Source organism: Novipirellula galeiformis (assembly GCF_007860095.1).
GTDB lineage: Bacteria > Planctomycetota > Planctomycetia > Pirellulales > Pirellulaceae > Novipirellula > Novipirellula galeiformis.
In genome coordinates this window covers 669,183-695,022 of the sequence record NZ_SJPT01000002.1, presented here as the reverse complement: position 1 = coordinate 695,022, position 25,840 = coordinate 669,183, and the positions used below count along the sequence as shown (strand labels likewise).

Below are 25,840 nucleotides of genomic sequence, written 5' to 3'. Positions count from 1 at the left end.
GACTTGCCGCTCTCCTGTCACAACGCATACTCTCATGTTGAAGAAAAAACGGGTCGCGTTGATGATCGAGACGTCGACCATCTACGGGCGCCAGCTTCTCGAGGGAGTCATTCGATTTCGACGAACCCACCACGATTGGTCCATTTTTCTCGAGCAACGAGATTTGACGGCGAAACCGCCCGCTTGGCTGGCCAACTGGACCGGCAACGGCATCATTTCTCGAGTGACGACGGCTGAGTTCGCCAAGACGGTGCGGCATAATGGAATTCCGATGGTGGAATTGACCGACCGCGGCCAAGATTTTGGCTTTCCCGTGATCCGGTCCGACGATGCTGAAATCGGTCGTTTGGCGGCGGAACACTTGACCGAACGCGGTTTTCAAAATTTCGCCTTCTGTGGTTTTCAGTCCGAAGAATGGTCGACTCTCCGCGAACAAGCGTTCGTCCGGCACGCCCCCGCGTCGACCCAGGCGTGTGAGATCTATCGCTCCATTTGGCAAGGTGAGGAAGCTCGCTCGGCCGAAGATGAACAAGCCGAATTGTTGAAGTGGTTGCTCGGTTTGCCCAAGCCCGTGGGGATTTTTTGTTGCAATGATGTCCGCGGGCAACAAGTCCTCGAAGCGTGTGCCCAATCGGAGCTTGTGATTCCCGAGGAAGTGGCAGTGATCGGCACCGACAATGACCGCGTGCTTTGCGAGTTGTGTGATCCGTCACTCTCGAGCGTCATTCCTAACGCCGAGGAAATTGGGTTCCAGGCTGCGGAACTTTTGGCGCGGTTGATGGCGGGCGAAGCGGCCGAGAACAAGCTTCACCTGATTCCTCCGTTAGGCATCCAAGTCCGTCAATCATCCGACATTGTGGCCATTGATGATCCATCGATCGCCGCGGCGCTCTCCTACATTCGGGAACAGGCGTGCGATGGAATCACCGTGCAAAATGTGATCAACCATTCCGGGCTTTCACGTAGCACCTTGGAACGTCAATTGAGAAAATTGTTGGGGCGTTCTCCGCAACAAGAGATCCGACATGTACAAATCAAACGAGCTCGTCGCCTGTTGACGGAAACGGATCTACCGATGGAACGCATCGCCTCACTTTGCGGCTTTGATCACCCCGAATACATGCACGTCGTCTTTCGCCGCGAAACGAAGATGACGCCCGGACAATACCGGCGAAGCCCTAAGGGCAATCCCTAAATCGCGTCGTCGCGACGCGCTGAATGCAACATAACTCTATCCTTTCCGCTTTTCCGTACGAGTGATTTCCATGTCTGTTAATATCCAAGCCGTTTACACCGGGAATCTCGGCGTGCGAGCAACCCACGGCCCCAGCGGCAAGGAGTTGACCACCGATGCCCCCGTCGATAATGGCGGGCAAGGGACGAGTTTCTCGCCGACCGATTTGGTCGCCACGGCGCTAGGCAGTTGCGTGCTCACGATCATTGGCTTGATGGCCGATCGACACGACCTCGATCTGAACGGGACGACCGTCAGCGTGACCAAAGATATGGTCGCCAAGCCGCTCCGACGGATCGGGCGTCTTGAGACGATCGTGACGGTCCCCCAAGGACGTGTCGTCGACACCGACATGCGGAAACGGTTGGAAAATGCCGCTCACCAATGTCCGGTTCATCAAAGCTTGCACGCCGACATCGATGCCCCGATCACGTTTGTCTACGAGTAGCACTTTGTTGGCGCGTGACAGGTTTGTTGGCGAGTGACACGTTGATCGACGCGCCGAAGCGATTCGGGACGTCTTTTTCTCAGCGACGTGTTTTTCGCACGAGACCAAGCGACTTAAGAACGAACGGACTAAGAACGGATGGTGGGACGAACCAAGGTTCCCGGTTTTAACGTGTCACTGGGATAGACGATCACCTCGGTGCCTAATTCTAGCCCCGCCGTAATTTGAGTTTCCGATTCGTTTTGTGCACCAATCTCGACCGCTTGCAACTCGGCTTTGCCGTCGTTGATCGTTAGTACATGCCACTTTCGTTGATGGCGAAACAAGGCACTGTTGGGAATGATCAACGCATCGGGAATTTCGTTGACAGTAATGTTGGCTTCGACGCGATAGCCATCGCCGAGTGAAGCAATTCGCTCGGGCGGTTCATTAAAATCCGCGATCACGTTGACACGTTGTTCCTCGACGCCCAGTGAAGACACTTTGGTGAACGCGCGAGGTTCGATCACGCGCACGTATCCCTGCAATGGCGTTTCGCCGCCCCAGTGTTCGACCGTCAGCTTTGCTCCCGGTTGGATGCGGACGGCGTCGCTGGACAAGACGTCAATTTCAATTTCAAGATTTCGCGGATCGCCTAGTTCAATCAATGGGGTCCCCACGGCGACCACAGCGGAGCTTTCTTGTATCACGCGCAACACTCGACCCGCAATCGGGGCTGCGATCTCGAAGGGGTCGACGTTCGTGTCTTCCGCGGATTCGGAAAATTGATTCACCGCCGCCTTGGCCATCGTCAATTCGAAACTCGCGATTTCGGTCTCGAAACGAGCCGTTTGGATCGCTTGGGCACTCGCTAAACTTTCCGTTTGGGCAATGTCAAACTCACTTTGCGAAATCGCATTGCTGGGACGCAGCTTTTGCGCACGTGTGAGTTTTGTGATGTTTAACTCGTGGTGGATCACCGCCTGTTCGCGGTTCGATTGGGCACGTTGCAACGCGGCCTCGGCCGCTTGCACACGCGCGATCGCCTCGGCTCGTGCGCGAGCATCGAGCATCGCCGGCGCGCTGGGTAAAATGACCGCCAACAACGTCGCTTCGCTACACTGGTCTCCCGCATCCAATTCAATGCGTGAGACGCGTCCCGAGACGGGGGCCGAGACGACGTATTTCTCACGAATTCGCGTCTTGCCGTCTTCTTGCACGGTGACTCGTAACAAACCGATTTTGGCCGTCGCCGACTCCACGGCCACCGGCTTGGGGAACATGGCAAACACGCCCGCCATGATGGCCGCGATTAGCAGAATGCCCCACAGCAATGTTTTCAAGGAAAACTTCATGTCAATCTCGGGTTTTTAGCACCCCGACTAAGTCCAATCGAGCGATGCGACGTTGCACCACCAGCGCGGAGAGAAAGGTCGCCACGATCACAACCCCCGCAGCCAAAGCGTAGGTATTGCCGCTGATCACTAACGGAATGCGATAATTGTCGGTGTCGAGTCCGCTCGCCATCAACGCGGCCAATCCATATCCAATCAGACAACCAAGTGGAATCGCAGCGAGTGTGAATAGCGTGATCTCACCGAGTAGCATCATCGAAACCTCACGCCGCGTGAACCCTACCACTCGCATCGTTGCGAGGTCGCGACTTCGCTCGGAAAGGGTAATCCGAGCACTGTTGTAAACTACTCCGATCGCGATCACCGCTGCAAAAAAGATGATAAAGGATCTCATCATTAGAATGTTCTCGGCTACGGTGTCGCGAAAACTGTCGAGCACGGCATCCTTGATCGTTACGCTCGCGACCCCAGGGCGGAGTTCTAACTGATGAAACAATTCGTCGATTCGATTCGTGTCCACCTTCAAAAACGCCCCCGATGCGACACTCGATTCCTTCAACATCGCGTGCATTTGTTGCTTGTTCATGTAGGCGTTTAGCCCTGCATACTCCTCGACCAACGCCGTGACCTCGACGATTAACGTCGGTCGCTTCTCTTCGAGCACTTCGATCGTGACAAATTCGCCACGCTCGACGTCCAATAAACTGGCCAGTTTGGTGTTGAGCATGATCCCGAACTCGGGCACCGGCACCACTCGCTCTTGTTTGTCGAGCAGTCGATACAGTTGTGGGTTGGGCTCGATGCCCAACAGTCCGATTCGCCGAGAGCGGTTTTGAAAATGAATTCGCGTCGCCACGGACCGCATCGTCTCGCTGGCCAGCACCCCGTCCAATTGACTCAGTTCGTACATCACCGAGGCTGTTGCTGGTTCGAAAAACGTGACCGTCAAGTCTTGCCGTTGTGCCTTGCGGAACTGGAAATCCATCATGTAGTTCATCGCATCAAGCGAAAAGTTTCCTAACACCATCACCGCAGCGGCCATGGCGATCCCGAGCACCGACAGACTGGCTTTGAACGGCTTGCGAGCGATGTTGCGCACGATCATTCGCATCTCGGCGGGTAATCGCTCTCGAGGAATCAATCGCTCTACCATCGTCGGCTTGAAACTCGGTGGAGGTTCCGGACGCATCGCTTCGGCGGGTGCCAATCGGATCGCACGGCCGACGGAAATCCATGTCCCCAGGCAAGCCGCTGCGGTCGTCAACAAAAAGCTAACCGCGATCGCCATCCCATCGATCCGAAACGACAAGGTTGGGAATTTGTAGAACTCGCCGTACATTGACGTCATCCCCGATGCCATCCAAAGCCCAAATCCGGTGCCCATGATCGTCCCGGATAGCGAAATGATCAAAACCAAATTCAAGTAGTGCAATCCCACCTCGTAGTCGGTGTATCCGAACGCTTTCAACGCGGCTATCTGTTCTCGTTGTTGGCTGATGATCCGCGAGACGACAATGTTCAATAGAAACGAAGCGACCGATAAGAAAATGACGGGGGCCATGATCGCGGTGGATCTTAGTTGTTTCAGTTCGTCCGATAGATATTGGTGGGACAGTTGTTCGCTGCGACCGTATCCCCCTACACTGCCATAAGGTTCTAACAGTCGGTCGAGGTGGTCGATGACCTGATCGGGATGACTTCCATAGGCAAGTTTCAACGTGATACCATTGAAGGCCCCGCTCATATCAAACGCGGCTTCCAAATCACGCTCGTTCATCCAAAAGATGCCAAAGCGTTTATGGTCGGGCATGATGCTGCCGGGTTGAATCTGCATTACGTATTCCGGCGACAACGCAACCCCTACGATCTTTAACGTTTGCCGTTTGCCGTTAATGATCGCTCGCACTTGGTCTCCCGCGACGAAGCCATGGGCGTCGGCGAACACTTCCGAGACGACGACTTCGCCGGTTCGCAGCGGTTCGATCATTCGCCCCCGCGAAATGTAGACTTTATTGAGTAAACTTTCGCCTGAATCTGGAACCGAGATCAGTCTCGCCGTTGCGGGTTCGGACATCTCCGGCACGTCGAGCAGCACATCGAAAACGAGTCGTGTTTCCACCGCAGCGACGCCATCAATCTCCTTGATCCTTGGCACGATTGCGGTGGGGCTTCGCCGAGTCTGTGAAAAGAGATCTGCGAAGCGATAATCGCGATAAAACGCTTCTTTGCTCTGTTGTAGCGAGTGGTAGGCGCACATCGACATCACGAACGTTGCCACCCCCGCAGCGATCACGACCATGATCGCAAGCACTTGTCCCTTCATATGGTACAGGTCGCGGATCAGTTTTTGGTCAAGTTTAAGCATCGCTCACCATCGCAAATCCGCTGCCGCGATTTTGCCCTGATTGTCTTCAATGCCCGAGATCTGACCATCCGACAACGTGATCACACGATCGGCCAACTGTGCGATCACCGCGTTGTGCGTGATCACCGCCGTGGTCGTTCCCAAGGTTCGATTGATTCTCGCGATCGCTTCGAGCACGACAATGCCGGTCTGTACATCGAGTGCTCCGGTCGGTTCGTCACAAAGCAACACCTTGGGATTCTTGGCGATCGCTCGCGCAATCGCCACTCGCTGCTGCTCGCCGCCCGAAAGCTGAGCCGGGAAATGGTTTGCTCGATCCTGCATGTGGACCAACTCGAGCGCCGCCAGCGCATCCATCGGCGAGTCGGCAATCTCGGTGATCAATTCGACATTCTCGCGAGCGGTCAAGCTCGGGATCAGATTATAGAATTGGAAGACGAAACCGACGTGCTCGCGACGGTAGCGTGTCAATTCCGCATCGCCACTCTGCGTCAATTCCAGCCCGTGGTAGTGAACGGTGCCCGACGTGGGCACATCCAATCCGCCCAAAATGTTCAATAGTGTCGATTTGCCACTACCGGACGCTCCCAGCAGCACAACAAATTCGTGTTCATAGAGCTCCAGTGTGACCCCACGCAACGCATGCACCTTGACCTCGCCCATCTCGTAGATTTTGGCGATGTCGACGGCGCGAAACACAGCCGTCTTGTCGTGAGCCCTTTGCGTCATGGCAGCCAACATCGTTCATGGGGTCAACATCAAGTGACACGTTTTGCTTGTCGCTGAATTTGCTTGTTGCGGAACACACGCGGTTCAGTTACGCCGCGGATACGACAGGATCCTTCGTTGTCGAATCCCTTCCGCGCGGTCGTATTCAAACCATTGGAGACGACCTTCGTCGATATCGCAAAGGGGGGCGAAACGCTTTGCCCTGTGCCTCAGAACGCCATCGCTACCTCTCGAAACGTAAAGTGATCGAATACGGAGCTATCCCCTATCAAAGTCGATCGAAGATCGAAACGATCGGGTACAAACGATTTTACGGGTCTCGAGCCTTGCTGAGGCCCCGCGTCTTGCTGAGGCCTCACGTCTTGCTGAGGCCCCGATGGCGGTGTCGCGGTGCGGGGGATCGTCGTCGCATTTTTTCACGGGAATTGGCGGACACGTTCCGTGATTTTAAGGTGCGTGCTAGGGGAAGATGCGACATTTCTGCGCCCCTAATCAAGTTGGTGAAAGTTCACTAGAATGTGCGACCTGTCCCCCGTTTAGGTTTGTTCTAGAATTTTCGATGCCCAACACCGCGATCCCCCATCCTACCGACCGTTTGCCAACGGACCGTCGTTACCAACAGGGAGGATGGTTGTTCATTGGCTCGTTGCTCGTCTTTTTTATCACCAGCATCATCCTGTATGGATTCTACGCGTACTCGCGGCGCGATGATCCGTTGTCCAATGTCCCGATTCCGATGACCTTTCTGGCCAGCACGGTGTGCTTGCTCGGGATCAGCGGGTTGCTGCATCTTGCCACCGCTTCGATTCGTCGCGAAAAACGCTTGTTGACCTCCGGCTTGATGGGGCTCAGTGCGGTCTTGGCGATCCTGTTCACGGGGTTCCAAATTCATTCGATGTACACCATGCTTTCGGGCCCCGTCGTGCAACAAGGAAACGGCAAAGGACTCGTCGGCATGGTGATCGTGCTGGCGTTTTTGCACGCACTTCACGTCGCCGGCGGAATCATCTCGCTGGGGATTGTCGCGGTCCGGCTGCTACAAGGCCGTTATGATCACGAACGGCATTGGCCGGTTGATTTCGCCGCCCTGTATTGGCACTTTCTCGATATCGTTTGGTTGTGCATGTTGGCTGTGTTCTGGACCACCACGGGCGGTTTTAAGTAACCCAATGTCAAATCAAGAGGGGGGCTAACCCGCGACTCACCCTCCTCGCCACCGCTAAAGCTATCGTCTTTCCCTCGCTAAAGAGCGTTTTCCATGACCAACGTAATGAACATTGCCCCCGGACACACTCGCATCGGTTGGATCGGAACCGGGGTGATGGGCGCCAGCATGTGTGGGCACCTGATCGAAAAGGGATTCGCAACGACCGTTTACAATCGAACGCGTTCCAAAGCCCAACCGTTGCTCGATCGAGGGGCGGCGTGGGCCGATTCGCCGCGCGGCGTCGCCGAGCAATCCGATGTGGTATTCGCAATCGTCGGCTTTCCTCGCGATGTCCGGCAGGTTTTTCTGTGTCAGAACGACGGCATCTTGGCCGGTTGCGATGAAGGAAACATCATCGTCGATATGACGACCAGCGAACCTTCGTTGGCGGTCGAAATCAATGGGTTCGCCAAGCAACAGGGCGTTCATTGGCTCGATGCACCGGTTTCCGGAGGCGATCTCGGTGCTCGCTCCGGAGCGTTGTCGATCATGATCGGAGGGGAAGCTGACGTGGTCGCGGCGGTGCAACCATGCTTCGAAGCGATGGGCAAAACGATCGTGCATCAAGGCCCAGCCGGGGCAGGCCAACATACCAAAATGGTCAATCAAACGTTGATCGCCACGGGGATGATTGGCGTGTGCGAAGCACTGATCTATGCACATCGCGCAGGCTTGGATCTGAACACCGTGCTGCAATCGGTCGGTTCGGGTGCCGCGGGCAGTTGGTCGCTGAGCAATTTGGGGCCTCGGATCATCGAAAACAATTTTGATCCTGGCTTCTTTGTCGAACATTTTATTAAAGACATGGGCATCGTCCTTGCCGAAAGTCGCCGCATGGGACTTTCGATGCCGGGGCTCGCCTTGGGCGAGCAACTCTATCAATCGGTCAAAGCGAAGGGCTACGGCCGCTGTGGCACCCATGCGTTGGTCCTAGCCCTGGCCGAGATGTCGGGGATCGATTGGGAAAATCGATAACGTCCGCAGATCCTTGCCCAAGCTGAGATCCTTCTCCAAATCGGTCGCTCGGCGGACCCGTCCATGCTGACGCGGAGCGGTTTCAGTGCTACCCTAGTCAGCGATCGCTGAAGGCCCCCCTCCGGGCTGATCAAATGACGCGTCGCGTCGCGGTCCCCTGCACGCGTCGCCCCCCCATCCCTCCTCGCTTCCTCCGTTTGCTACAATGCGGCCATGAATTCAACGCAGCAAGCCCTCCCACGTCTGATCGAACGATTGCCGCCTGGACGGGTGATGCAGGACGCGGCCTTTGGCGTGGCATTTGAATCGGATGGATTAACCGCGTTTCACCAAAAACCGCTGGCCGTGGTCATTCCCGAGACGACCGAGGAAGTCGTGACGACGGTTCGTTGGTGTCATGAAGCGAAGATTCCCTTCGTGGCCCGAGGCAGCGGGACGAGTCTCTCCGGGGGATCGCTGCCGATCGCTGGCGGGATTGTGATCGCATTGAATCGTTTGAAGAAAATCTTGTCGTTGGACCCCGTCAATCGCACCGCGGTGGTCCAGCCGGGCGTTGTGAATATCAAGGTCACGCAAGCCGCGTTACAACACGGGCTCTATTTCGCCCCGGATCCATCGAGTCAAACGGTTTGCACGATCGGCGGCAATGTCGCGTTTAACTCCGGCGGTGCCCATTGCCTGAAGTACGGGATGACGTCCAATCATGTCACCGGAATGAAAGTGGTGTTGGCCAACGGAGAGTGTGTCGAGTTTGGTTCGGACAGCACCGATGCGATCGGTCCCGATTATCCCGGGTTATTCTGCGGCAGCGAGGGATTGTTTGGGATCGCGACGGAGATCACGTTGCGATTGCTACCGAAGCCCGAAAAATTCCACACCGTCTTGGTCGGCTATCGGACGCTGCAAGCGGCCGGTGATGCCGTCTCCGCCGTGATCGAATCGGGATTGTTGCCCGGGGCCATGGAAATCATGGATGCGTTATCGATCGAGGCCGCTGAAGCGGCGGTCAATTGCGGCTACCCCAAAGGCTGTGCGGCCGTCTTGATCGTCGAACTCGAAGGTCCGCGTGAGCGAGTGGAGTACGAGACGGAGCAGTTGCGAACGATCATCGCGCGAACCGACCCGTTCGCCGAACATATCGCCACGACCGAAGCGGAACGGTTGTCGATTTGGAAAGGTCGCAAGTGCGTGTTTTCCGCCGTCGGCCACATCAGCCCCGATTTCCTCGTCCAAGACGGCGTGGTGCCTCGCAATCGTCTCGGCGAAGCACTCGTTCACATTCAAGAAATCTCGCGGGATAGCGGGATTCGAGTCGCGAATGTCTTTCACGCGGGCGATGGGAATCTGCATCCCATGATTCTGTACGATGGAAACGTCGCCGGTGAATTCCATCGCGCCGAAGAGGTCTGTAGCCGGATCATTAAAATGTGCATCGACATGGGCGGATCGATCACGGGCGAACATGGCGTGGGGATGGAAAAACGCGACTTTCTGCCTGACATGTTTGACGCCGCAACGATCGAGTTGTTCCATCGCATTCGCGGCGCATTTGATCCCCAGGAAGTTGCCAATCGCGGGAAAATGTTCCCCGCTGCCGATGCACCGTCGTTGTCCATGTCGGGCCTGCATCCGCTTGAAAAACAAGGAGTGATCTCGCGTGAGTAGTAACGCAGCCCTGCAACCCAATTCCATTGACGAAGTTCGAGACGCGGTGCTAGCGTCAACACGGGTCAAGGTCGTTGGCAATCAAACCAAACCGCCGCTTTGCTCGCACCATGATTCCTGCGACGTGGTCTCGCTTGGCCAACTCAGTGGTGTGGTGGAATACCAACCTTCGGAGTACACGTTCACCGCATTGGCGGGAACGAAGGTCTCGGAGGTCGCGGAAGTGCTGGCCGAACGCGGCCAATATTTGCCTTTCGATCCGATGCGGATCCGCGCGGGGGCAACCTTGGGCGGTACGATCGCTTCGGGGCTGAGTGGGCCCGGACGATTTCGCTACGGTTCAATTCGCGACTTCTTGATCGGCGCGAAGTTGATGTTGGGCGACGCAACGGTCGTTCATGTTGGCGGCAAAGTGGTCAAAAACGCCGCTGGGTTTGATATCCCGAAACTGTTGGTGGGAAGTGCGGGCGAACTCGGTGCCATGCTCGAGGTCACCTTCAAGGTGTTCCCGAAACCGCCCGCCACAGCGACGCTCAAGTTGCCCTGCGAGTCATCGCAACAAGCGACCGATCGTATGGCCGACGCGGCGCTGCGTCGCTGGGAGTTGGATGCCATCGATTATCACTACGACACGTCGACACTCTATATGCGTCAACGCGGACCGGCTGAGGCTAACCGATTGATCGCAGCGGAAATCGAATCGCAATTTGGTAATCTTGAACGCCTCGACGAAGACGAAGCCAATGCCTTATGGAATTCGATCACCGAATTGAATTGGAGTGGCGACGGCAGTCACGTTGTCAAAATCCCCAGCACGACCCGACACGCAGCGACGTTGTGCGATACGATTGCCGCGGCGATGCCGATCCAGCTGCACATTAGTGGATGTGGCAACGTCGTTTGGGCAGCGTTGACGGAAGAGGATGGGCTCGATGAATTGGAATCGCTGCTCGTCACCCACAACCATCGCGGGCTCTGCGTTTGCGGTCCCTCCAACCGTACGAAGCTGAACCCGCACAACGAAACGAACATCGAGGCCGCCGTTCAACAGGCATTCGATCCCACCGGCCGATTTAAATCGTAGCGATCCCTCTTTACCGCTCCCTTGAACCTACGTTCGTCAGCGAAACGTAGCGTGGGGACGAGTCGTCGAGGATATCGATGATGAATTGCAAACTTTGATAGATTTTCATGCAACACAACATTCCCACCACGAAACTCGGTCCCCTCGGCGAAGAGATGGCGGCGGCCGTCAGCACCTGTGTGCATTGCGGTTTTTGTCTTGCAGCGTGCCCGACCTACGACGTCCTCGGTCAAGAGCCCGATTCTCCGCGCGGCCGCATCGTGTTGATGAAGGATGTGCTCGAAGGGACCCTTTCGGTTGACGACGCCTCGCCGCACATTGATCGCTGTTTGGGATGCTTGGCCTGCGAGCCTGCATGTCCATCGGGAGTCCCCTATCGCGATCTGATCAGCCCCTATCGCGCCACGACCGAAGCGAAGCGGAAACGGACGCTGATCGACCGACTTTCCCGAGCGATGACGAATGCCACCTTGCCCTATCCCAGTCGCTTTCGTTTGGCAGCGAGACTTGGCCGCTTCGCACGCCCGCTCGCGCCGTTGCTCCCCCAGTCGATCGCCGCGATGCTGAAATTGTTGCCCGATCGGTTGCCTCCGAAGCAAACCTGGGCCGCGGTCAATCCCGCGATCGGCACCCGACGTGCGCGCGTTGCCCTGCTCAGCGGGTGTGCTCAATCGGTGCTTGCTCCCGACATCAACTCGGCCACCATTGACGTCTTGACTCGAAATGGCGTCGAGGTCGTTGTGCCCCCCAAGCAAACCTGTTGCGGTGCGCTCAGTTGGCACGTCGGCAACCTTAGCCAAGCTCAAAAATTTGCGGTCGCCAACTTGAACGCCTTTCCCGATGACGTCGATGCGATCGTGACCAATGCGGCGGGATGTGGCTCGGGGATGCACGAGTACGCCCTGATTCTAAAAGGCACCGAGTTTGAAGCTCGTGCCAAAGCGTTCGTTGGCAAGGTCAAGGATGTCTCGGTGGTCTTACAGGAACTGGGGGAACTTGCGCCGCTGCCCGAGACCCGCAAACCCGTTCGAATTGCCTACCACGACGCCTGTCATTTGTCCAATGCTCAATCGGTCCGTAGTGAGCCGCGGAGCTTGCTCTCGTTGATCCCCGGAGTGGAATTGCTCGAAATCCCCGATTCGCATCTCTGCTGCGGCTCGGCGGGAACTTATAACGTGGATCAACCTGAGATCGCCAAAACGCTCGGTGAAGACAAAGTTCGCAACGTGCTGAGCACCACCCCCGATCTGGTCGCGACCGGGAACATTGGCTGTTTAACGCAATTGGAAAGTCATTTGCTCTCCGCAGGATCCGATGTGAATGTCCGTCACACGATCCAAATCTTACGAGACGCGTACGCCGGGGCACTTTAGCCCCACGCCCGCGACGTTGATTTGAAACGCCAGCGACGTTGGCTCTAAACGAGTTGTTTTCTAGCGGTGCGGCGTGAGCCGCCCGGTCGAATTCGAACGTTTCGCCCGCCGTAACCGGACGGCTTGCGCCACGAACGCTTTCAAAGTAGATGCCGATGAGTTTTGCCCCGATGCGCTTTGGGCAGCAGCGCCTGCGAATTTGGGCCTAAGACGCTTACCGATTCATGCAGGCTTTGGCAGGATCATGCAGACTTTGGCCCGTAAAAAGCCAAACGCAGAGAGAAAAGAGCAACAAGAAGCACGCCCAGTAGGATTCGAACCTACGACCTGTTGATTAGAAGTCAACTGCTCTATCCAACTGAGCTATGGGCGCGTTTGATTTGTGGACCGCGGAATTCTAACCACTTGACCGACAAATTCCCACGCCCCAAGTACGCGAAAATCCGATCCGTTGGGCTGTTTCCCTCCCTCGCTGCTCCCGCCGTGAATGAGGCGGCAAGGGGGGACGATCCCTCTGGCGAATCCGTCCCAGCGGCCCGGAAGGAAACAAATCCATTGGACACCGTCGAATCTGCGAACTCTCTCTTGGCGGCAAAACGAACCCGCAGCGGAATCAACGCTTGCACGACGTGATTTTTTATCATCGAGCAAGCACCCCACGCCAACGTCATCAGGTTAACGATGGATTGCCGCTCAAGTGCACCGGCAAATGCCGGATTTCACCCCTATTATGGCGTCAGATTCCTGTCGCAATCTGCCGCACGCGAGCGTGGTTTCTATTTACATGGCATCGCGTGGTGGTTTAGGTTCGCAGCTACAATGGCGTGAGATTTCCCGTTTTGCCCTGCGATCCCAGACGGACACTGCGGTTAGCGACGCTCATCGAAGCACGCTGATTCCTGAAGCCCCGTTGGTCTTAAGCGATTGCGTTCCTGTATCCATTCACCTTCGGGTCGTTCCCATGCATGAGAAGCACAAACCATTGACGATCCCGCCTGCCGCAGAACAGGACGAGAGGGCAATTGAGATGGTTCGCGCTTGGATCGCAAAGGGGGCCCTGCACTGCACGCTCAATGTCGGACACTGGCACACGGGAACTGACACGGACGAACGTCAAGCGTGGGGGATCATGCTGGCTGACCTTGCTCGTCAAATCGCTAAGTCGCTCGATGACGTCACCGGCTTGGACCCTCGCGTTTCACTTCACGTCATGCTCCAAGCGTTCAATGCCGAACTGCAAGCCTCCGCGACCCGCGACGAAACCCGCGACGAAACCCGCGACGAGACCCAGGAATAGACGAGACCCAGGATTAAACGAGACCCAGGATTAAACGGGGCAAGGGATAAACGGGGCAAGGGATAAACGGGGCAAGGGATAAGCGGGCACAAACAGGAATAGACGAGCATGGGGCCGTTGGGAAAGTCCTCCATTGGCCGATCTCGGTAGCGGTGGACGGGCGGCCTAGGTTCCGAGCGATTAGCGACACCGGAATTGGCCGGCTGCCTAGCCGACTGCCTGGCCGGCTGCGATCGACGCAGCAGCATGGGCAACCACCGACGCGGTCGAACGAAGACTAACGCAAACACTGCCGCAAGTTATCGATCGCGCGTGCCCCGCGAGCGCGACCAAAGTACACGGCATGTCGCTCGCAGTGATTCGCCACGTCGCACGCGACCTCCTACAAACCAAAGTCTTGAAACCCGTTGTCTTGAAAACGGACCATCAAACGAATCAGCCCCGCCTGGTTCTCCACTCCCAATTTCTTCATCGCGGCATTGCGGCGATTCTCAATCGTCTTGTCCGAAACGTCGAGAATCTTGGCCATGTCTTTGACCGATTCTCCTTTGGCGACCAACACCGTAACCTTCCTTTCGCGATCGTCGAGATTGGAATACGCTTCCCAAACACGCGACAGATCCAGCAACCGCAACGCCCCTGGGTTTTCAGCTTGCACCTCAATGATCCGCGTCACTCCCACCATCGCCGCGCGCGTGTGACCACTGCCCAACAGCGATCGCTTGATTGAACGCAGCAGCAGCATGCGGCCGTGTTTGTCACGAGCAACGTGCTCGAATTCGACGCTCGTACAGCCCTGCAGGATCAGTACATCCGAACTTTGCGCCACCGGTTTGATTGTTTCGTTGAGGTAGTCGGAACTGAAGCGTCCGACGGAGCTAATGTTCCCCGAAAAGACATGTTCATAAGCCTTGTTGGTGAGCAAGATCTGGCCGTCCGCCGATTTCAGGTAGATCGCGTCGTGCCAACCGTCAATCAAGGGATTTAGCGGGTTGTGAGCGCGAATGGCGCCGACCAAGTCCTTGACCAATTGCCCCACCTCCGCTTGAAAAGACGATTCGCCCGTATGAACGCGCTCAGGATTGGAACCAATCATTTGGACCTCTCAATTCCAGGAACCTCGGATGTCGTAAATGGCGATTCCGAATGAAAATCACGCTTCCCATTGCGGGAGAGGCGGTTTAGCAGCCCGGACGCGATTCAGTATCAGGGAACGGAGCCTCAAATCGATTCTTCGTGACCGAACTCGTCCAGGAATCGTCTGCGCCAACCCTAGAATTATGCCACAACGCCGTTCGGAATTCATATGAATTATTCCGGATTCAGAAAAACACAGCCAGGATTTGTGTGCGTATGTGTCAAAGCGAGGCCGTTTTATCGTTTATCCGAAGATTCAGTGACGTAGGTTTGCTTCCCGTTTCGATCTTGCTAGCACCGCTATCGCGGTCGGCATGGGAGATTTTGCGTTTAGATTTGCCTGGGGCGACATCTGGCGCAGGCCGAGCGGAGGGGAAAAATGGCCCCGATGTAGCGGAAGTGGTGTTTACGCATCCCGCCTAATCGCTTAATACAGCTCAAAGCACCGAGTTGACTGCGGCCCTCGTGGCGAACGGCTCCGCATCCAAATCTGATCCAATCGACTAGTCATGAGAGTAGCACGCGTGCAAAAAGAATCATCATTCACGGGGTCTGAGCATGGTTCATCGTGGTCGATCCGGCATCGGATACCGAGTGATGCGGCGATCGGCAGCGAATTGGTGAACGATTTGATCGAAGCGATGGCGCAGCGTGACTGGCCGCCGACAGACCTTTTCCGAGTCCAGCTGGCTTATGAGGAAGCGATCGTCAATGCGATCCGGCATGGCAACGGACATTCGCAGGAGAAGACGGTTGATGTTGAAATGACTTGCGATCACGAACGGGTAATGATTCGCATCGAGGATCAAGGTGAGGGGTTTGATCCCGCAGAGGTGCCTGATCCACGCCAAGAGGAGCTGTTGGACGTTCCCGGTGGCCGCGGTGTGTTGTTGATTCACGAGGTGATGAGCGAGGTGCGGTACAACAGCCTCGGCAATGAAGTGACGATGATCAAGATCAAAGGGGACGAGCCCTACGCCGAAGATTCCGAGGATTAGTCCCAGCGAGCGGATCGGAGAGGGCAACACGGGGCGTTGATAAGGGGCGTCGATCTCATCCGCGGTTGAAACGGGGGGATTCAGGCGATTTGCCGAAGCCGCAAGCCGTCCCGCAAAGGGGCGTTGGCGATCGAAAGCCGCAAACTAGAAAATAAATCGGAAGCGGGTGGAAACTAGGCTCAAAGGGCCTTGCCAGCGAAGCAGAGTTTCATTAAATTTCCCAGGAAATGAGAGGAGTTCACGCGGCAAACTTGCCGACGTAGAAAGTCTAAGCGACTTTAGAGGTCGCAGCTCAAAATCCCCTGTAGCTCAGTCGGTAGAGCAGCGGACTGTTAATCCGCTTGTCACAGGTTCGAGTCCTGTCGGGGGAGCTAGTTTGAAAAGTCACGAACTTTTCAGCCGCACCCGAGAAACGCCCGTGTGTCAGCAATGATTCACGGGCTTTTTTCGTTTCTGGTCATCTCCTCGCTGGCCCTTTCCTCACTGGCCGCCCGCTCCTACCCGCTGACCTTCCAGATCAAAATCCGCGTCGCCCCAGCCTGATCGTCAACTCCATCCCGAACGGGGCGCGGTCATTACCCCCAATAAAGTGCTGTGTCCCTCTGGTTGCTTCGAACGGGGCGCAGTCATTACCCCCATGAAAGCGCTGTGTCCCTCTGGTTGCTCTGCTGGTTGCTCACTCGCGGGGGTGTGGACGTGACAGGGCGACATATGCGCGCACAAGATGCTCTGTCCCCGCTGATCTAACGACGCCCCTTTGGACCTAAACAGACCGTCACATCTCCGCCCCAACGGGGCAGACCTATGTCAGCCCAGGCCAACGGCCTGGGGTATCAACGACAATCGCCTGAAAAGCCCTAACGGGGCGGTCCTAACGCTTGGTCGCCATGCGGCCACGCAACGTCTGACCAGCCAAGCCCAGACGTCGACCGGGCCGCGCGATCAGAGCACCATGGGGACAGAGCCCATTACTCCAATGCGTAGCACGGGCCGATTTCTCTTGCTCTCCAGCGTAACGACTCGCGACCGACGATGATTTCGGACCTGGCAACCGTGAAGCCGTGCCGAGCTTCCACGCCTAGCCCGCTTTCACTACTCTCTAACGCCCCTACAAGATGCTCTGTCCCCGAAGTGAGATGCTTTGTCCCCGAAGTGCTGTCCCCGAAGTGACTCTGGCTTTATCGACGATGGTCGTCGGCCACCCTGCGAGATTTTGTGAACGCGGTTTGGCCTGTCGAGTCTGGACAGCGTATCGATCCTGGTCCGCCGAGCGGAACAGCGGCGCCTGGAGTCCCGGAAGTGGCATCAAGATGCTGCCAATACTGAACGGCAACTTCACCCGAACACCGAGCAAAAGGTTTGACCCCGGCGAAGCCTTTCGCTGCTTCGAATGGTAGGAGCTAAGAACGCAAAAAGCTTGCGGACGACAAGTATCATCGGGGCGACATTGTGCTTGTTGGTAACGGAAGCTATCGTGCGATCGTTTCTATGAATAGGTGAAATGGGCACGTCTGATGCGAGCGCGAGCTTGCGTTGGTTCGAGCCGTGACACCGAGCGTGAGGCTACCGGCCGCCCGGAATGTAGTTATCCTAAGCACGTGATCGACGCACTGTGACCGTCCGACAGGATCCTGGAGAGAATTAAGAAATGAGAATTCGTTTGCTGTTTCTGGCGATGGTTGCTGTGGGATTGGGGACGCTTCGCCTGCACGCGGCCGATCAGCCCAACGTGGTGATTCTGCTGGCGGATGATCTCGGTTACGAAGATGTCGGGTGTTATGGCGGGCCCGTGCGCACGCCGAACATCGATGGACTGGCCGCCGCGGGGACTCGGTTCACGGATTTCTACTCCGGCTGCGCCGTTTGCAGTCCCTCTCGGGCAACGCTGCTAACAGGTCGACATCACATTCGCGCCGGCGTCTATAGCTGGATTCACGATGAAAGCCAGAACTCGCACTTGCTGCTCCGCGAGAACACGCTTGCTGAATTGCTGAAAGGTGCGGGATATGCAACCGCACACGTGGGCAAGTGGCACTTGGGGCTGCCCACGCCCCAACGCCACAAACCGACTCCCGCTGACCATGGCTTTGATCACTGGTTTGCGACATGGAATAACGCCTCGCCCAGCCATCGAAACCCGGATAACTTCATTCGCAATGGAGAGCCTGTCGGACCCTTGGAAGGCTATTCGTGTCAACTGGTCGCCGACGAAGCCATCCGCTGGCTGGATCAGGAAGGGCGAGCGGATCGTCCTTTTTTTCTGAACGTCTGGTTTCACGAACCTCACGCGCCGATCGCTGCTCCTGAGAAAATCGTTGATGCGTATGGGGCTCGGAAAGACAAGGCGGCCGTCTACAGTGCCACGATTGACAATACCGATCGCGCGATCGGACGGATCATTAAAAAACTCCGCGAAGTTGATGCGGCTGAGGACACGATTATCGTTTACGCATCGGACAACGGAAGCTATCGCGATGATCGGACCGGAGGTCTGCGAGGTCGCAAGGGAGCCAACTGGGAAGGCGGTATTCGCGTGCCGGGGATCTTCGTTTGGCCCGGGCAAGTGCAAGCCGGACAAGTTGCCGGTGAACCCGCAGGGATTGTGGATGTGTTGCCCACGATCTGTTCACTCGTCGGTGTCACGCCTCCCCCGACACGGCATCTCGACGGCTCCAGCCTGACACCGATCCTGCGCGGACAACCGGAAGCTTTTACGCGGCACCAACCGTTGTTCTGGCACCTGCAGCGGAGTGAACCGATCGTCGCCATGCGAGACGGCAAGTGGTCTCTGGTCGCTCACCGAGACTACGAATTGTCGAGCAGCAACATGTTCAAGGAATCCTGGATCCCGATGATTAAGGCGGGCGGTTACAAAGATTATCAGCTGTTCGATCTCGAAAAGGACCGCGCGCAGACGACCAACGTCGCCGATGAACACCCCGAGACGCTAGCGAGAATGAAGCAAAGGCTGCTGGAGATCAACGCCAGCATCATGGCCGACGGCCACGATTGGCACCTCGAATAAGACCCGTCTACTCGGGCGGTGGCTGGCCCTTCGCACTATCGGGCCGGGCAAGGCGTGATGCTCCTGCTGGTGCAGTGGGCAAGAAGATTAAGGGCAAGAAAAAAGAGGGGAGGAGCTGCACCGGAGTCAGGCCTTGTCTTCGGTGCTCGCGAGGGTCGCGCGAGGAAATCGAAACCGGTCAACTGGCTTGCCTACCACCAGCTCCACACCTACTGGAGTGCGTCTGTAGAAACAATGCCTCCGCAGCAGCCTCCTATCACGGAGTAGAACCGACGGACGACGCTGTGTTCTGCCGCGCCGCAGCAGGGCATGGCACGGCGGCTTGGCTTTGCCGACGATGGTCGTCGGCTACCCTGCGAGTTTTTGGGACCGCGGCTTGGTCTGTCGGGTGTGGACGGCGAATCGAACCTCGTCCGCGCCGTGCGGAACAGCGGCACCTGGAGTCCTGGAAGTGGCATCAAGATGCCGCCAATACTGAACGGCAACTTCACCTGAACACCGAACACGAGGCCTGCCCCCAGCGAAGCCTTTGCCGAGAAATGAAAAACACGGCGGCGATTGCGGGTTCTTTCGGGCTGTTGGCATCTCGGAAGGCTTTGAAACTTCCGATGCCAACTCGTTCAATATCAACAAGTTGGCTTTGACATCGCCGGTGCGGATCAGATGGTCGCCTTCATCGAGACCGACGACGGTCTCCAGAGGCAGAATATGAACGCAGCGGAGATCGATATTGACGGGGGCCACACCACCCCGCTACAGAACCGATGCACAATCGGGTCTGTTTTGTTCGGGAGGAGTCATGTTGCAAATCTCATGGTTGGAAAAACGCGTTTTCGCCTGCCTATTGTCGGTGGTGATGTCGACGTCGGCCTGGACCGACGACAGGTTCTGCGATGACGCCCTGCCGATCCGATCGGCGCTGACGACCCGCAGCCTCGACCCTCACTTCCCGCGTTTGCTGATGGTTCCCGCCACCCCGACCTACGACTACGGCGAGTCGGCAATCGATTTCGCCCCCGGCCTCGCGTACGGGAGCGGATTCGCGGATGTATCTGCGGCGCACCTGTCGGCGGCGACCTACGTGGCCCGGGGAAAACCCGAGCTCACGCTGCTTCCGGCGCCCAACGACGCCAACGATTTGTTCTCATCGCATATCGGTTATGCGCACCCTCGACTCGGCCCCGGAACGCAGCCGTATGTATACGGCTTGTTTGTCGGCGAAGATGCCGATCATGATCTCTGGACCCGGTTCAAAGTGCTGCCGAGCTTTGGACTCTTTTATGACACCGGATTCGTGGGAACATCCTTCGACGTCGCCCAAATCGATCTGGGGAAATCTCAAAAATCGGGTCAAACAAAATTCACCGGCAGCGAGGAAGACCTGATTCCGGTTCCATTCTCGCTGCTTCTGGACAACCAGCTCATGGAAGCGTTCGGCTTGGACGATCAGGTCCAGATTTATGTCGAAGCAAACAATCACGAGGTTCAGGATCAGGTGCGGCTGGCACATTTGTACGTCCGCGCGTGGAACCTCAACCGGTTCAGCATTGGTGCCGGAAAATCGTATTCGCTGTTCGGCGTCGGCGGGGCACTACCGGCGACGATCGCGCAGACCGGCCGGCTGGTCGGAACCGGCGAACGGGATGACTCAGCCAAGCCCGGTCAACTTCGTATGCAACGATCGGCACTGCCCAATGACTTTGGCTGGGGCATCGCGGTGGAAGACCCCTTCGGTGACGACTTTGATATCCCAGCTAATGCGGCACGACTGACTCGTTGGCCGACGTTTACGGGCAACGTCGTTTACCTGGGCGAAGACGAGCTGGATTCATTGCAATTGTCGGGAATTGTTCGTTCACTTGGGTTTGAAGCATCCGACGGAGTCGAGCACTTCGACACCGCCTGGGGGCTTTCCGCTTACGGGTTTCTGGGATCACAAGTCGACAACGACAGTGTGCAAGGCTTTTACCTCGGAGTCGCGGCCGGAAGTGGGCTGGGAGACTACGTCGCCGGGATTGAAAAATCAGCAGTGTTCGACGGCGCTGGACTGACGACGCTGGACAGCCTGGGCAGTTACGTCGGTTTTAAACGTCAGTGGGTGGGCGCAAACGATATCGAATACGGGGTCAACGCGGCTTACGGATATTCAGGATTGGAATCCCGTACTGAAATGCCCGACGAGACGAATCAAATTCTCAAGCAAGCCTGGTTGAACTTTCTGATCTTCCCCAGCCAGAACGTGGCCGTCGGATTGGAATATCAGTTCGGTCGGCGGGAAACCATCGACGATCAGCACGGGGAGAATCACCGGATTTTGGCAATGGTGGCGCTGACGACAACGGCACAAGGCGGCGGCCAGCGAAGGAACTCGGCAACATACGCGCCGCTAGACTCGACTTACGCTGATTCAGAATCGACATGGACACCTCCCCGGACCACCGGCCCCACCGCTGCGGCGCGACAACGCTGGTGAACCGTTCGGAGTGGACGAACACGACCCCCGGGTGCAGTATGGCGCGGTCTAATTTAATCAAGCGTCCCCGATCGGGGAAACGCTTCGCGGGGGTCAGGCTAGGTTTTCGGTTTATCAGTGTGAGGCGGGGGGCTTCGCGGGGGTCAGGCTAGGTTTTCGGTTTTCGGTGTGATAGGATATTGGCCTTTTACTTCTGAAGTTCTGACCGGAAGCGTGGACTGATGGCGAGGCAACTTCGAGTACAGTTTCCTGGTGCGATTTATCACATTGTCACGCGTGGTGACGGACGACGTCCGCTTTTTCATGACGATGGCCACTATGATCGGATGACCAAAGGCCTCAAAGAAGAAGTCACTCGTTCAGGCTGGAAAATTTTGGCGTTTTGCTGGATGCCCAATCACATCCATTTGTTGTTACAAACACCCGAACCAAACCTCGCTCGAGGAATGCAGCACTGGCTCTCGGGATTTGCCAATTGGTACGCCAAGCGAAATCGACGCGTCGGTCACCTCTTCCAGGGACGCTATAAGGCATTCCTTGTCGAAGACGCTGGTTACTTCTGGTCACTCAGTCGGTACATTCATTTGAATCCTTGCTCAGGTACTCGTCCTTTGGCGATCACTCCTGACGCTTGGGAACACAGCAGCTACGGCGGATACGCTCGCAAGACTAGCCGAGTGGATTGGATCGTCTATGACGAACTTCACCAGTACTGGGTGGCTGCAAATGGAGGAAAAGACCCGGCAAGGGCCTACCGGCAGTACGTCAGCGATGGGCTGGAATTGCCGGAAAATCCGCTTTCCCAAGCACTCAGCGGCTGGGTTCTTGGTAGCGAAGCGTTTCTCAAGAAGGCCATCACGATGGCTCAGTCCAGCGATACTCTGAAACGACAACGCACTACTCGCCGTCTGAAGGCCGTCACCTGCGAAGAAATCATGAAAGCAACCGGTGCCTACTATGATGTCAACGAAGCAGATTACATCGGTTTTCGCAGTGCCGCCGCGGGGCGTGATATCGCGGCATTGTTATGTCATCGTTGGACTGGCGAGCCACTTTCTAAACTATCGGAACGCTTCGGACTGTCTCATCCCGACAGCGCATCGAACCTTGTTCGCCGTGCCAAGAAGCGAGAGACGGAGTCGAAGTCCTACCGCAAAGCGATCCAAGAAATCGAGTACAATCTAGACCTGGAAACCGAAAACCTAACCTGACCCCGCGAGCGTTCCTGACCCCGCGAAGCGTTCCCCAAAGCGATCCAAGAAATCGAGTACAATCTAGTCCTGGAAACCGAAAACCTAGCCTGACCCCGCGAAGCGTTCTCCGGGAGTTCAGGCGGTCGTCCAGGGTGGCGGGCATCGTGCCCGGTGTGCGGCGGCATCCTGCCGCCGAATGCAGAACGCCGAACCCCGAAGGAGCAAGCCACGATCGCACTGGATAACCATGTTCGCACTATAAGTTGAAAACCAACCAAGGTTCCGACCGCGTGGTTACGCCAATTGCTTCGATCAAGCTAAACACGCCGTCGGATTTAGTCCGTTGTTGCAGCACTAATCAAGTTCAAGCAAATCTTCTCTCGTCACCTCTCCACGCAACATCTTCAGGAACATGGCCTGACCACTATTACCTGGCGAAAAATTCTTTGTCGTAAAGTCTGAGTCCCGGAAGTCCAAATCCTTGAAGTACTTATAGAACTGACGCGTGGACGGAATCAATCCAAAGTCGCTTCCAACGATATCAGGATAAACGTCCTCCCTAAGAAACTTCATAAGCGCCTTAAATGCATTGGACTTCGGTAGCAAATTCCCAGAAGTTTCGAGATTAATCCACGATCTTGGCCATTTCTGACGAACCGCGTCGAAATAGTTAAACAAGATCTCAGAGATATCGACGTCAGCCTTGTCAATATACATGTTCCGAAATGGACAGACCGCTAGTTCACCCACACTTGCTCTACGCAGCTTTTTGCCCGCCAGCTGGCGATTCCGATCAGCAACGGGATCAGTTGAAATAAACGCCACCAATGATTCCACAAACGCAGCCTGCGTAAGCGGCTCTCGCCTTCTACCCGGAGTTGCTGTGCCGAGGCGTTTTATCCTTTCATACAGCGGACTCGACTCTTCGTCATCAAGGGCAACAGCAACATTGTGGCAAGTGCGATACGGGCTTCGCGTTTTAGCGAGTTCGGTAAGATCATAGACAAGACTGCGGTTCACTTTCGTCTGCGCTAAATTTACAGTCGCAAAAATACTGGCCTGTTCCGACACATCTGCTCCGACAAAGACTGCAACGTTGATGTCAAATTCTCGGTCCCCAAATGAGTACTCGTGAGTCTTCTCATCCATAAATGCCGCGATTCGATGTTGTCCGTCGAGGACTTTCGCGATTCGCTCCCATGGAATTGAATCTTCATCAACACCAGCTTCCGGATCGAATGCATATAGTTTCAGCAGGCCACATCCTGATGCCTTTTCGTCGAACTCAACGCATCTCTCGTCAACGGCGAGAATCACCGCAGTTGGAAACGTGGCATCGCCACCTTCAATATACTTTTTAATCTCCTTTACCCGTCGTGTACTAAGTGGACGCTGGATGCCGAGATAGCGTTCGATATCCCTCTCGTCTGTCACAAGCCGTCGGACATCGGCAAAAGAAATTTCAACAAGGTCTCTGGCAGGAATTGACGTAATAAAGAAATCGCCAATTGGCTGTGAGACAGCGATCGCGGCAAGTTCGAGCTCAAATTCACGCATTGGATGCACCTTCCGATGGATTTTTGTCGTTGCCTTGGATGTTCTCTTTCCCTTCTTCAGTGCTTTTTCCGTGACTTGAATCCGAATCCGAATCCGAATCCGAATCTGGTTCTGGTTCTGGTTCTGGTTCTGGTTCTGGTTCTGGTTCTGGTTCTGGTTCTGGTTCTGGTTCTGGTTCTGGAGCCGACCGCTTTGATACGCGTTCAGACAAACCCGCTGTCACCGCTTCCTCGTTCTGTTTCACTTGAGCAGTGAAATCAAATGGTGTCCCTAGAGAATCAACAATTGAAAAATACCAACATCCCAGTCCAAAAAGATATACGGGAAGTGCTCCCTTGGACGCGACCAACTGGATGAAGGTCTTCTTGCTTACAAACTCCGTTTCTTGAATTGCATAGGCCAAGAGCGTGAACAGAAAAACCGGCACTGCCCATCCAAGGATACTGCCGTAGCCACGTGGCGTTGAACGCAAGTCCTTTGGACGACGCCCCCCTAATCTCACCCACCGGCTAACCGTTTCGTGGTTCTCGTAGAGCAAGTACATGACAGGAGTGATGAACGAAACGGCATAGATGAACAAGTGAGTTTGGAAAAAAGCATCAGTAAGATTCTTGGAAAATGAAACGAAAATCAACCAAGAGGAATTGCTCAGTTCCGGAGCGGGTTTAACGGACGCGGCAATGACTAACGGAAGGATCGAGATAAGCCAAAGAACAAGAAACTTTTTCACTGCCCTGGAATGAGCCTGAGGCGAATAGGACTTGTAAGCATTGACGAAAGGGATCGTGTTGCAAAAGAACCCTTTGGTATAGGAGAAAGCTACCCAAAACATTGAACCACCATTTCGTCAAATTGTCCTCGAGACTTAGAGGCACCGGCAATAGAACTCATTCGGCTCAATCTACGAATAGTGCCCATGTTGCGGTATAGCTTAAGAACGCTTTTATGGTACGCGTTCGTAACCAAAACCTTTGCGCCGCGACAAACAGCCTCCGAGACCGCATCGCGAAGTTTTTCTTGGTCCTCCCAAGAAAACAAAGACTCATTGTATTTGATAAAACCGTTTGTGTTGTGCTTAACCGTGTATGGAGGATCAACGAATACGAAATCGCCTTTGCGCGTCTTTTTCATCGTTTCTGAATAGTTGGCTGTCGCGATCTTCACGCCGCTTAGCCGACGGGATACCGATTCAAAATCATCCGAGTCGAACAGGACTGTGTCGCGTGTGCCAATCGGCACATTGAAATGACCTTTTTGATTAACTCGATACAATCCATTCCAGCAAGTGCGATTCAAGTAAATAAAACGCGCTGCTCGAGTGGCCGGAGTCCGCCCAGTGAAGCTTCGCATGCGATAATAGTAGTCGGTGCAATGGTTCTGTTGGTGGCGAATAAGGTTGCGTCTTACGCTCTTCCAGTCGTCTCTTAGTGCCATGTAAGTCTCGATTAGCTGAGGGTTTGAATCTGCCAACAGAGCCCTCTTTGGTGCGAGACCAAAAAAAACTGCACCACTACCGAGAAAGGGTTCAACGAGCCGATCAAAGTCGACATCAAATAGGTCTGAGTGATGGTCAATCATCCATCGCTTGCCACCAGCCCATTTGATGAACGGGCGGATCCGGTGCTCCTTGCTTTCGATCATCCCTCCGTAGCTCCGATTTTGTAGTTGCGTGATGTGAGTATGAGTTTCAATTCGGAGCGGTCAGGTTCAGGTCCGTGAACACGACAGTTTACGAGAAACTCCACT

The 25,840-nt window shown here is 55.7% G+C and carries 19 protein-coding genes and 2 tRNA genes; 13 read left to right on the top strand and 8 right to left on the bottom strand.

Features of this window, described 5'->3' with window-relative positions:
* Window positions 1-34: 34 nt before the first annotated feature.
* The gene (locus Pla52o_RS07630; protein WP_231612161.1) at window positions 35-1,195 is read left to right on the top strand and encodes a XylR family transcriptional regulator; all 1,161 of its coding nucleotides are present in this window, start codon (window positions 35-37) and stop codon (window positions 1,193-1,195) included.
* Window positions 1,196-1,265: 70 nt separating this feature from the next.
* A complete protein-coding gene (locus Pla52o_RS07625) occupies window positions 1,266-1,682 on the top strand; it encodes an OsmC family protein (protein ID WP_146593983.1) in 417 nt (138 codons plus the stop codon).
* Window positions 1,683-1,810: 128 nt separating this feature from the next.
* Here the strand turns inward: Pla52o_RS07625 and Pla52o_RS07620 are convergent, their stop codons facing one another.
* The 3 genes from Pla52o_RS07620 to Pla52o_RS07610 are packed head-to-tail and all read right to left on the bottom strand — an operon-like array spanning window position 1,811 to window position 6,110.
* Window positions 1,811-3,016, bottom strand: a complete 1,206-nt coding sequence (locus Pla52o_RS07620) for an efflux RND transporter periplasmic adaptor subunit (protein ID WP_146593982.1) — start codon at window positions 3,014-3,016, stop codon at window positions 1,811-1,813.
* 1 nt (window position 3,017) lies between these two features.
* Complete coding sequence (locus Pla52o_RS07615) at window positions 3,018-5,381, bottom strand: ABC transporter permease (protein WP_146593981.1); 2,364 nt, start codon at window positions 5,379-5,381, stop codon at window positions 3,018-3,020.
* 3 nt (window positions 5,382-5,384) lie between these two features.
* Window positions 5,385-6,110, bottom strand: a complete 726-nt coding sequence (locus tag Pla52o_RS07610; protein ID WP_146593980.1) for an ABC transporter ATP-binding protein — start codon at window positions 6,108-6,110, stop codon at window positions 5,385-5,387.
* A gap of 559 nt (window positions 6,111-6,669) precedes the next feature.
* Between Pla52o_RS07610 and Pla52o_RS07605 the strand changes: the two genes are divergently transcribed.
* From Pla52o_RS07605 to glcF, 5 genes are all read left to right on the top strand, one after another.
* Window positions 6,670-7,275 (top strand): cytochrome c oxidase subunit 3, encoded by a 606-nt coding sequence (locus tag Pla52o_RS07605; RefSeq protein ID WP_146593979.1) that lies wholly within the window; start codon window positions 6,670-6,672, stop codon window positions 7,273-7,275.
* Window positions 7,276-7,368: 93 nt separating this feature from the next.
* Window positions 7,369-8,292, top strand: coding sequence for an NAD(P)-dependent oxidoreductase (locus Pla52o_RS07600; protein WP_197169081.1), 924 nt, complete (start codon window positions 7,369-7,371; stop codon window positions 8,290-8,292).
* Between the two features lie 213 nt (window positions 8,293-8,505).
* A complete protein-coding gene (locus tag Pla52o_RS07595) occupies window positions 8,506-9,957 on the top strand; it encodes an FAD-binding oxidoreductase (RefSeq protein WP_146593978.1) in 1,452 nt (483 codons plus the stop codon).
* The gene (locus Pla52o_RS07590; RefSeq protein WP_146593977.1) at window positions 9,950-11,041 is read left to right on the top strand and encodes an FAD-binding protein; all 1,092 of its coding nucleotides are present in this window, start codon (window positions 9,950-9,952) and stop codon (window positions 11,039-11,041) included. The genes Pla52o_RS07595 and Pla52o_RS07590 overlap by 8 nt, the downstream gene beginning before the upstream one ends.
* A 107-nt stretch (window positions 11,042-11,148) precedes the next feature.
* Window positions 11,149-12,414, top strand: coding sequence for a glycolate oxidase subunit GlcF (gene glcF, locus Pla52o_RS07585; protein WP_146593976.1), 1,266 nt, complete (start codon window positions 11,149-11,151; stop codon window positions 12,412-12,414).
* Window positions 12,415-12,713: 299 nt separating this feature from the next.
* On the opposite strand, the gene Pla52o_RS07580 is transcribed toward glcF, so the two are convergent.
* Window positions 12,714-12,787, bottom strand: a tRNA-Arg gene (locus Pla52o_RS07580).
* A 588-nt stretch (window positions 12,788-13,375) separates the two neighbouring features.
* Here Pla52o_RS07580 and Pla52o_RS26760 point away from each other — a divergent pair.
* Window positions 13,376-13,711 carry a DUF5076 domain-containing protein gene (locus tag Pla52o_RS26760; protein WP_197169080.1) on the top strand — a complete coding sequence of 112 codons (336 nt, stop codon included), beginning with the start codon at window positions 13,376-13,378 and terminating at the stop codon, window positions 13,709-13,711.
* A 382-nt stretch (window positions 13,712-14,093) separates the two neighbouring features.
* On the opposite strand, the gene Pla52o_RS07570 is transcribed toward Pla52o_RS26760, so the two are convergent.
* Window positions 14,094-14,807, bottom strand: a complete 714-nt coding sequence (locus Pla52o_RS07570; RefSeq protein ID WP_146593974.1) for a helix-turn-helix transcriptional regulator — start codon at window positions 14,805-14,807, stop codon at window positions 14,094-14,096.
* 550 nt (window positions 14,808-15,357) lie between these two features.
* Here Pla52o_RS07570 and Pla52o_RS07565 point away from each other — a divergent pair.
* The 5 genes from Pla52o_RS07565 (at window position 15,358) to Pla52o_RS07545 (ending at window position 22,555) form a co-directional block, all read left to right on the top strand.
* Window positions 15,358-15,846: an ATP-binding protein gene (locus Pla52o_RS07565; RefSeq protein ID WP_146593973.1), complete on the top strand. Its 489-nt coding sequence runs from the start codon at window positions 15,358-15,360 to the stop codon at window positions 15,844-15,846.
* Window positions 15,847-16,144: 298 nt separating this feature from the next.
* Window positions 16,145-16,217 (top strand) — tRNA-Asn (locus tag Pla52o_RS07560).
* A 1,277-nt stretch (window positions 16,218-17,494) separates the two neighbouring features.
* On the top strand, window positions 17,495-18,871 hold the full coding sequence (locus Pla52o_RS07555) for a sulfatase-like hydrolase/transferase (protein ID WP_231612160.1): 1,377 nt from the start codon (window positions 17,495-17,497) through the stop codon (window positions 18,869-18,871).
* 799 nt (window positions 18,872-19,670) lie between these two features.
* Window positions 19,671-21,344: a hypothetical protein gene (locus Pla52o_RS07550; protein ID WP_146593972.1), complete on the top strand. Its 1,674-nt coding sequence runs from the start codon at window positions 19,671-19,673 to the stop codon at window positions 21,342-21,344.
* A gap of 221 nt (window positions 21,345-21,565) precedes the next feature.
* Window positions 21,566-22,555 carry a transposase gene (locus Pla52o_RS07545; RefSeq protein WP_146593971.1) on the top strand — a complete coding sequence of 330 codons (990 nt, stop codon included), beginning with the start codon at window positions 21,566-21,568 and terminating at the stop codon, window positions 22,553-22,555.
* A 336-nt stretch (window positions 22,556-22,891) separates the two neighbouring features.
* On the opposite strand, the gene Pla52o_RS07540 is transcribed toward Pla52o_RS07545, so the two are convergent.
* Genes Pla52o_RS07540 through Pla52o_RS07530 form a run of 3 tightly spaced genes read right to left on the bottom strand, consistent with a single transcriptional unit; the run spans window position 22,892 to window position 25,735 of the window.
* Window positions 22,892-24,094, bottom strand: a complete 1,203-nt coding sequence (locus Pla52o_RS07540) for a DGQHR domain-containing protein (protein WP_146593970.1) — start codon at window positions 24,092-24,094, stop codon at window positions 22,892-22,894.
* Window positions 24,087-24,926: a hypothetical protein gene (locus tag Pla52o_RS26755; protein ID WP_197169079.1), complete on the bottom strand. Its 840-nt coding sequence runs from the start codon at window positions 24,924-24,926 to the stop codon at window positions 24,087-24,089. Before Pla52o_RS26755 ends, Pla52o_RS07540 begins: the two co-directional genes overlap by 8 nt.
* Window positions 24,914-25,735 (bottom strand): DNA adenine methylase, encoded by an 822-nt coding sequence (locus Pla52o_RS07530; RefSeq protein ID WP_146593969.1) that lies wholly within the window; start codon window positions 25,733-25,735, stop codon window positions 24,914-24,916. The genes Pla52o_RS26755 and Pla52o_RS07530 overlap by 13 nt, the downstream gene beginning before the upstream one ends.
* Between the last annotated feature and the right edge of the window lie 105 nt (window positions 25,736-25,840).

Excerpts from the sequence above, each read along its gene's own strand:
- Pla52o_RS07600 (WP_197169081.1), top strand. The coding sequence starts at position 7,369 with ATGACCAACGTAATGAACATTGCCCCCGGACACACTCGCATCGGTTGG.
- Pla52o_RS07595 (WP_146593978.1), top strand. The coding sequence starts at position 8,506 with ATGAATTCAACGCAGCAAGCCCTCCCACGTCTGATCGAACGATTGCCG.
- Pla52o_RS07625 (WP_146593983.1), top strand. The coding sequence starts at position 1,266 with ATGTCTGTTAATATCCAAGCCGTTTACACCGGGAATCTCGGCGTGCGA.
- Pla52o_RS26755 (WP_197169079.1), bottom strand. The coding sequence starts at position 24,926 with ATGTTTTGGGTAGCTTTCTCCTATACCAAAGGGTTCTTTTGCAACACG.
- Pla52o_RS07555 (WP_231612160.1), top strand. The coding sequence starts at position 17,495 with ATGAGAATTCGTTTGCTGTTTCTGGCGATGGTTGCTGTGGGATTGGGG.
- Pla52o_RS07570 (WP_146593974.1), bottom strand. The coding sequence starts at position 14,807 with ATGATTGGTTCCAATCCTGAGCGCGTTCATACGGGCGAATCGTCTTTT.
- Pla52o_RS07615 (WP_146593981.1), bottom strand. The coding sequence starts at position 5,381 with ATGCTTAAACTTGACCAAAAACTGATCCGCGACCTGTACCATATGAAG.
- Pla52o_RS07620 (WP_146593982.1), bottom strand. The coding sequence starts at position 3,016 with ATGAAGTTTTCCTTGAAAACATTGCTGTGGGGCATTCTGCTAATCGCG.
- Pla52o_RS07605 (WP_146593979.1), top strand. The coding sequence starts at position 6,670 with ATGCCCAACACCGCGATCCCCCATCCTACCGACCGTTTGCCAACGGAC.
- Pla52o_RS07630 (WP_231612161.1), top strand. The coding sequence starts at position 35 with ATGTTGAAGAAAAAACGGGTCGCGTTGATGATCGAGACGTCGACCATC.
- Pla52o_RS07610 (WP_146593980.1), bottom strand. The coding sequence starts at position 6,110 with ATGACGCAAAGGGCTCACGACAAGACGGCTGTGTTTCGCGCCGTCGAC.
- Pla52o_RS07545 (WP_146593971.1), top strand. The coding sequence starts at position 21,566 with ATGGCGAGGCAACTTCGAGTACAGTTTCCTGGTGCGATTTATCACATT.
- Pla52o_RS07540 (WP_146593970.1), bottom strand. The coding sequence starts at position 24,094 with ATGCGTGAATTTGAGCTCGAACTTGCCGCGATCGCTGTCTCACAGCCA.
- Pla52o_RS07565 (WP_146593973.1), top strand. The coding sequence starts at position 15,358 with ATGAGAGTAGCACGCGTGCAAAAAGAATCATCATTCACGGGGTCTGAG.
- Pla52o_RS07550 (WP_146593972.1), top strand. The coding sequence starts at position 19,671 with ATGTTGCAAATCTCATGGTTGGAAAAACGCGTTTTCGCCTGCCTATTG.
- Pla52o_RS26760 (WP_197169080.1), top strand. The coding sequence starts at position 13,376 with ATGCATGAGAAGCACAAACCATTGACGATCCCGCCTGCCGCAGAACAG.
- glcF (WP_146593976.1), top strand. The coding sequence starts at position 11,149 with ATGCAACACAACATTCCCACCACGAAACTCGGTCCCCTCGGCGAAGAG.
- Pla52o_RS07530 (WP_146593969.1), bottom strand. The coding sequence starts at position 25,735 with ATGATCGAAAGCAAGGAGCACCGGATCCGCCCGTTCATCAAATGGGCT.